This window comes from Nocardia brevicatena NBRC 12119, assembly GCF_000308495.1.
Lineage (GTDB): Bacteria > Actinomycetota > Actinomycetes > Mycobacteriales > Mycobacteriaceae > Nocardia > Nocardia brevicatena.
Genome location: NZ_BAFU01000210.1, coordinates 1 through 5,846 on the forward strand (window position 1 = coordinate 1; position 5,846 = coordinate 5,846).

The following is a 5,846-nucleotide window of genomic DNA, read 5'->3' on the forward strand; positions in this document are numbered from 1 at the left end:
AACCACCGAACACGGGCGATGTAGTTGCCTTCGGCTTCGTCCTCGGTCGACTTCTGTGTGGCTCGTCCATAGCCGCACAGAGGGCCGGGAACGTTCGGCAGCGTCCTTGTCGGGAGATGGGGCATATCCGCCCGATTTTCGGCGAATACTACGGCGACCCCCTACTGGAAAGGAACTGCTCCCAAGGGTTTTGCTCGAACATGCGTGCGATTCCTGACCGCCGATAAGCAGGATTTCTCGGGCGCTTACTCAGGCGAATGAGCGCTCGATGAGCTCACCGAAATGGTCGAAGGCATCGCCGGCGCCTTTGGCGGTAAGGCGTTCCTCCTCGTCGTTCAACTCTATGGTGTCGAACACCGCGACGAAGGTTTTCCAGTTTCTGTCGCGTCTGCCCTCGGGATCGGCGAGATGGCGCGCGCCGGAGTTCTCATCGAGGCCCAGTGCTGCGGCTCTTTTGAACAGGGCGGCCGCACCCAGCTTCGAGCCCTCGGAAACGAACAGCCAGCCCAGCTCCTCGGCCTGGGGTAGCCCGGCTGTGGGTCTGCGGGCCTTGCTTTCGGGTACGGCGTGGCCGAGGGCGGCCAGATCGATGCGTGCCGCTTCGACGCGAGAACGCGCGGCCAGGTCGGGGAACAGGTGGGTCAGTGCCTCACGGTGATAGATCGGTCGAAGGTCACGCTGGAATAGGTACTGGGCGGCTACCAAGCGAGCGAAGTTGTCCCGGTTGCCGAAGGGCTCCTTGCTCGCAACCAGGCGCTCCAGGCGATGGTGCTGCTCACGGGTGAGTCGTAACAACCGGTGCGAACGTCGACCTCCCCGAGATGTTTCCGAGTCAGAGGTCATTTTTCACCCGGCTTCACCGACAAGAGCGGTATTTGATAATCGTTTCATTTAGGTGGCACCCTTGCGAGATTTACTGATCTTCGGGGAGTGAAGATACCGTCACTTACCTTGAGAAAAGGCGATGGTATTGCCATCCCTGGGAATATTTGAGTGTTGCCTGTCGTTAGGTCGGTTTTACTCTCGGCGGGTGAATTCTTCAGAGATACACGGGGCCGTTATCGGTGGTGGGATTGCCGGATGCAGTGCGGCACTGGCGCTTACCGAAATCGGGATAACCGTGGGCCTCTTCGAAACGGAACCACGTTCGGCCGACATCGGTGGCTGGGTCACCCTCGGACCGGCAGCGATGACGGTGTTCGACCGGCTCGGTGTGGGGGAGAGGGTCAGAGACGTCGGGTTCCCGGTTTTCAAGATCCATATCGCTGATGTGCAAACGGGCAGGACCGACGAGTTCACGCGGTACGAGCCCACCCACAAGTGGCCGAGCACCCATGTGTGGCGGCGGGATCTGCTCGCGGTCCTGCGAGACCGGCTGGATACCGTGGGGATTTTTAGCCACTACGGTGTCACGGCCGGGGTCGAGGATCTCACGGCGGACCTGGTCGTCGGCGCCGACGGCGCTCGATCGGCGACCCGGCGGGCCCTGAACAATCTCACGCAACCGGCATACACCGGTGAGATCATCCGCTACGGTCACCACCCGACTCCGGCCGAGGCGCTATCGACGGGAGTGTTGTATTTCTGGACGCATCCGTTCGGAGTGGTCGGCTACGTCGGTGACGATCGCGATGGATCCTTCTGGTTCAGCCGACACCACGCAGAAACACCGAGCAGCACCGTCGAGGAAACGACCATGTGGAAGCCGCTGCGCACCACCCCCGTCGGCGAGTTGATCGATACCTCCGATATCAGCGATCCGATCGCCCTGTACGACCTACAACCCGAAGGACCCTGGCACGACAGCCGCACCGTGCTGATCGGCGACGCTGCCCACGCTGTTTCGCCCGCGGCCGGCCGAGGCGCCACCTCCGCCATCGAGGACGCGATCGTCCTGGCCCGAAGCCTGCACCACACCGACGACCTGGTCGCCGGCCTGGAAACCTTCACCACGACCCGCCGCCCGATAGCCCGCGCCGCCTATCGGTGGACCCCAGCACAGCCACCACCACGGGTAACCGCCGACGAACTGGATCTGGCACAGGGGGTCCAAGCGGCCGAAATCCAGCGGTAAGTCCGCTACCGCAGATAATTCGCGGTGTCAGCACCACTTGGCGGGAACATTTGCCCAGGTCGGCACCAGAGCTACCGCAGATAGTGACTCTTATCTGCGGTAGCGGCTTGACGTGACTTTTCGCGCAAATGTTCCCCGCACCCCGAGAGCTCCTTGAGGCCGCGGACGAGCCCAGAACGGTCGATGCAGGCCGCGCCAACCGTCGCCGGTCATGGTGGCAGCTGTTCCGGCGCTGACCTTTCTTTCAGAGGGTAACGATGGTCGAGAACCGGCGCCCCGACTGAACAACAAAGGTTGTTTCTATTACGTCAAAAATATCATTTCTATCGTCAATTATCTTATTCAGTGCGTCATGATTGACGATAAGAGTGGTATTTTTGACGTATGACAAGAGATGAACGACTACTTGAGCTTGCCGATCTGGCAGGCGCCCAATGGGGGCTGTTCACTTCTGCCCAGGCAGGAGAACTGGGGTTCACTGCCCAGCAGCTCAAGCGACTGGCCGACGCCGAGCTGATCACCCGCATACGGCAGGGTGTGTACCGGCTGACAGGCGCCCCGGAATCCCCGGCGGACCCCATCCGCGCCGAGTGGCTGGCACTGGAACCCAAGCGCATGGCCGGCGACCGGCTCACCGACGAGGTCCCGGTCGGCGTGGTGTCACATCGCTCCGCAGCCCGGCTCCAGGAACTGGGAGATATCGACGCTGATGTCCACGAGTTCACGGTGCAGCGCCGGCGCAGCACCCGCAGCCACGATGTAAGGTTCCGGATCTGCGAACTCGCCCGCACGGACTGGCATCTTGTCGAGGGCCTGCCGGTCACCCGGCCGCTGCGCACGGTAGTCGACCTCGCCGATGACGGAACCGATGGAGGACACCTGGCCACCATCGTCCGAGACGCCATCCTCACCGGTGACGTCACACGGGACGAACTCGCGAAAGCCCTACGTCCTTTCGCCCACCGCTACGGTATGCAGATCGGTGACGGAGCCGCCCTGGTCCGCGACTTCATCGGCCAGGCTGGGATACCCGAAGCCACCAGATCACTGACGCGTGACCTCGGCCACTACGACTCGGCTGCCGAGGCGGCGGCCCGCCGCGCGGCGACCATGCACCAGATGAACCAGCGAGCATTTGGGGGACTCACAGATGAGGCACGCGCAAAGCTGTTCCAGGACCTTGTCACCGCAAGCTATCCAGGAATAGACGCTGTTCTCGCCCGCCACAACGAGCGGATCGCCGAGCTGCTCATCCCCCAGATCAAGCTCCCACTGCCCGCGGTCGAGAACATGCTTGCTTCGATCAAGTTCCCAACCGGGTCCGCACTCGATGCCCTGACCGGGTCGGTACGAGAAGGCCTGAGCAGTAAGGTCTTCGAGAACATCTCCGACAGAGCGCTGAGCCGCATGGCCGAGTCCATGCAGGATCCGGTCCCGCGCAGCGCTCCAGCCGAGAAGACCGGCAAGGGCGACAGCGAGGGCGACGAAGGCAGTGACGCCGAAGTACCAGACGGACAGCGGACTCCAAAGAGCGATCAATGAGCGGCTCAGGAAGCAAGCGCATGCACTGAGGCGGCCGACCGCCGAGCTGCATCGCGAATTCTTCATGCAGCGAATGCTGGCCAAGATATTCAGCGACCCGACCGTATCGTGGATCCTTAAGGGTGGCACAGGGCTGTTGGTCCGCCTTCCCGGTGCTCGCCACAGTCGAGACCTCGACCTGCTTCACCCCGAAACCGACGTGGAACAGGCATTTCAGGAACTACGCGGTCTCGTGGAGACAGCTGGCCCACGCGACCGCTTCACGTTCAGTCTGGACGTGAAAACCCGCCGCGAGGATGTGTGGCAGCTGCGCGCCGTACCGTACCTCGGCGCCAATGCGCTCCAGCACTTCCCGATCGACCTCACCGCAGGGCGGCAACTCATCGGCGAAATCGACCGCGTCTCACCGAGACAGGTCATCGAGATCCCTGACCTCGACCCGCCGCCGCCGTTCTCCTGCTATCCGTTGGCCGACCAGATCGCCGACAAACTGGCCGCCATGTACGAATTCCACGGCCCAGAGCAGGCACCCTCGACACGATGGCGTGACTTGGCCGACTTGCTCCTGATCATCAGCAACTTCGGGTTCGACGCCGCGCTCACCTGCGCAGCGCTGGACAAACAACGTGAGTGCCGCGACGCGCTCGACCTCCCAACTGCCATCTACCCGCCGGGACCCAGGTGGGTAACCGAGTATCCCAAACTCGCGGCCAACACCGTCCTCGCCACAGAGCTCTGCCAACTCGACGCAGCATTGTCCTATCTCGGCCGATGCGTGGACCCCCTCCTGGATGGCACCCGCACCGCAGGCTGGTGGAACCCTGAAGCACGATGCTGGGACACGGTCCCCGTTCCCTCCTGACCGGTCGGCGCCAACTTTATTGGCCTGGCGGATCGGTGACCTCAGCATCTGCCTGGAGAAACGGGGAGGTCTCGTCGGCGATGCTAAGGAGATCACCCGCCAGGAGATAAGTCTGGGCAATGCAGGTATAGGCCTCGTTCAATGACGCTTCCGCATGGACGCCCTTACTGGCGAGAGCATCCAACGCACTCAGTCGCCCACCCAGATCAGTGAGAACCGCCTGTAGGACAGCGCCGTTCTTGTGCTTGCCCACCTTCTCCCGCACATACTGCACCAAGCGGTTCCGGTACTGGTCATCACCCATCTTGCGGGGGATGTTGTCCAGGCCTGTGATGGTCTCGTCGGTAGCAGGGTAAAGAGCGTCAGCCAGAGATTTGATCATTCGCCGGCAAGAGGTGAGCGCGTGTGAGATGTCTTCTGATTCGCCGCGGGTTATGCGCTCCTGCGCACCTACGAAGTTCGCCGCCGCTTCGGGAGCGTAGTGGCTGAGCAACGCATTGATACGTGTTTGTACATGCCCGAAGAAATCCGATTCGCGGCGCCCCGATTCGAGTTCAGCCTCGGCTTTGACCAGGTATTCATGTACGCCTTGACGTATCCGGCCGATGCGTGTTCGCAGCTCTGTGACCTTCGGATTCAGTCTCTCGTAAGCCATGTCGTGGTCCCGAAGTCGCAACCCGGCGTCAAGAGGCGCCAGGTTCGGGGGGATCACCAGCCCCGCGAGGAACTGCTCTATCTGAGCGAGGTGCTGCTCAAGCTCATCGATAGATCGCGCGTCTACGCTGTCTCCATCCTCGATCAACCGCTCGCCGAGATAGCGTCTGCACTGTCGGGCGTACTCCTCCCGCCCGGCCTCTTCTCCAAGCAAGGTGACAAGCTGGCGCCTCAGCTCCTGAAGTTGCTCCTTCCCCACTTCACTCGGCTGGGAATCGGCGAGCTGTTGACTTAGCCATACCTGCGCGCTGTAGTCATGGCGCAGTACGGCTACTCTGTGAGCTTGGCGCACCAACCCAGCGATCCCATTTTGGGGAGCTTCGAACTCATCCAAGGCTTTACGAGTGAGAGCAAGGATTCTGTCAACGTCGGCCACCTTGGCAGTTTATGAAGCTTTCTCGGGTCGCCACCCCAAACCGTCTGAGCGCAAAACAATATGGTGTTCGCGCGTGCCTCGCTTGCCCACACGGTGGTCGCCCCCGCCACGCCACACCACGAAGTAAGTGTTCAATAATTGAACGTTTTATGAACACTCGGGCCGAAACGGGCTCCGGTGCGGGAACGCCCAGGCCAACCGAAATCGGTTACTGTTCAAAAAACATGTCGTAAAGCCCGGTTGTTCAACAAAAGCGAATCGCCCTTTTATGTACAATT

The 5,846-nt window shown here is 61.5% G+C and carries 5 protein-coding genes; 3 read left to right on the top strand and 2 right to left on the bottom strand.

All coding sequences use genetic code 11. From position 1 onward, the window contains the following. Positions 1-249: 249 nt before the first annotated feature. Positions 250-795, bottom strand: coding sequence for a biliverdin-producing heme oxygenase (locus tag ON20_RS26270; RefSeq protein WP_281032910.1), 546 nt, complete (start codon positions 793-795; stop codon positions 250-252). 235 nt (positions 796-1,030) lie between these two features. On the opposite strand from ON20_RS26270, the gene ON20_RS26275 reads away from it, so the two are divergent. From ON20_RS26275 to ON20_RS26285, 3 genes are all read left to right on the top strand, one after another. Beyond that, a complete protein-coding gene (locus ON20_RS26275; RefSeq protein ID WP_169332378.1) occupies positions 1,031-2,074 on the top strand; it encodes an FAD-dependent oxidoreductase in 1,044 nt (347 codons plus the stop codon). 384 nt (positions 2,075-2,458) lie between these two features. After that, positions 2,459-3,616, top strand: a complete 1,158-nt coding sequence (locus ON20_RS34965; protein ID WP_083865275.1) for a type IV toxin-antitoxin system AbiEi family antitoxin domain-containing protein — start codon at positions 2,459-2,461, stop codon at positions 3,614-3,616. A 73-nt stretch (positions 3,617-3,689) separates the two neighbouring features. Next, entirely contained in the window at positions 3,690-4,478 is a 789-nt protein-coding gene (locus ON20_RS26285) for a nucleotidyl transferase AbiEii/AbiGii toxin family protein (RefSeq protein ID WP_040839834.1), read from the top strand. Between the two features lie 16 nt (positions 4,479-4,494). Here the strand turns inward: ON20_RS26285 and ON20_RS36850 are convergent, their stop codons facing one another. After that, entirely contained in the window at positions 4,495-5,568 is a 1,074-nt protein-coding gene (locus tag ON20_RS36850) for a hypothetical protein (protein ID WP_157229017.1), read from the bottom strand. Between the last annotated feature and the right edge of the window lie 278 nt (positions 5,569-5,846).

Coding starts and splice junctions, on each gene's coding strand:
- ON20_RS34965 (WP_083865275.1), top strand. CDS start 2,459: ATGACAAGAGATGAACGACTACTTGAGCTTGCCGATCTGGCAGGCGCC.
- ON20_RS26285 (WP_040839834.1), top strand. CDS start 3,690: ATGCTGGCCAAGATATTCAGCGACCCGACCGTATCGTGGATCCTTAAG.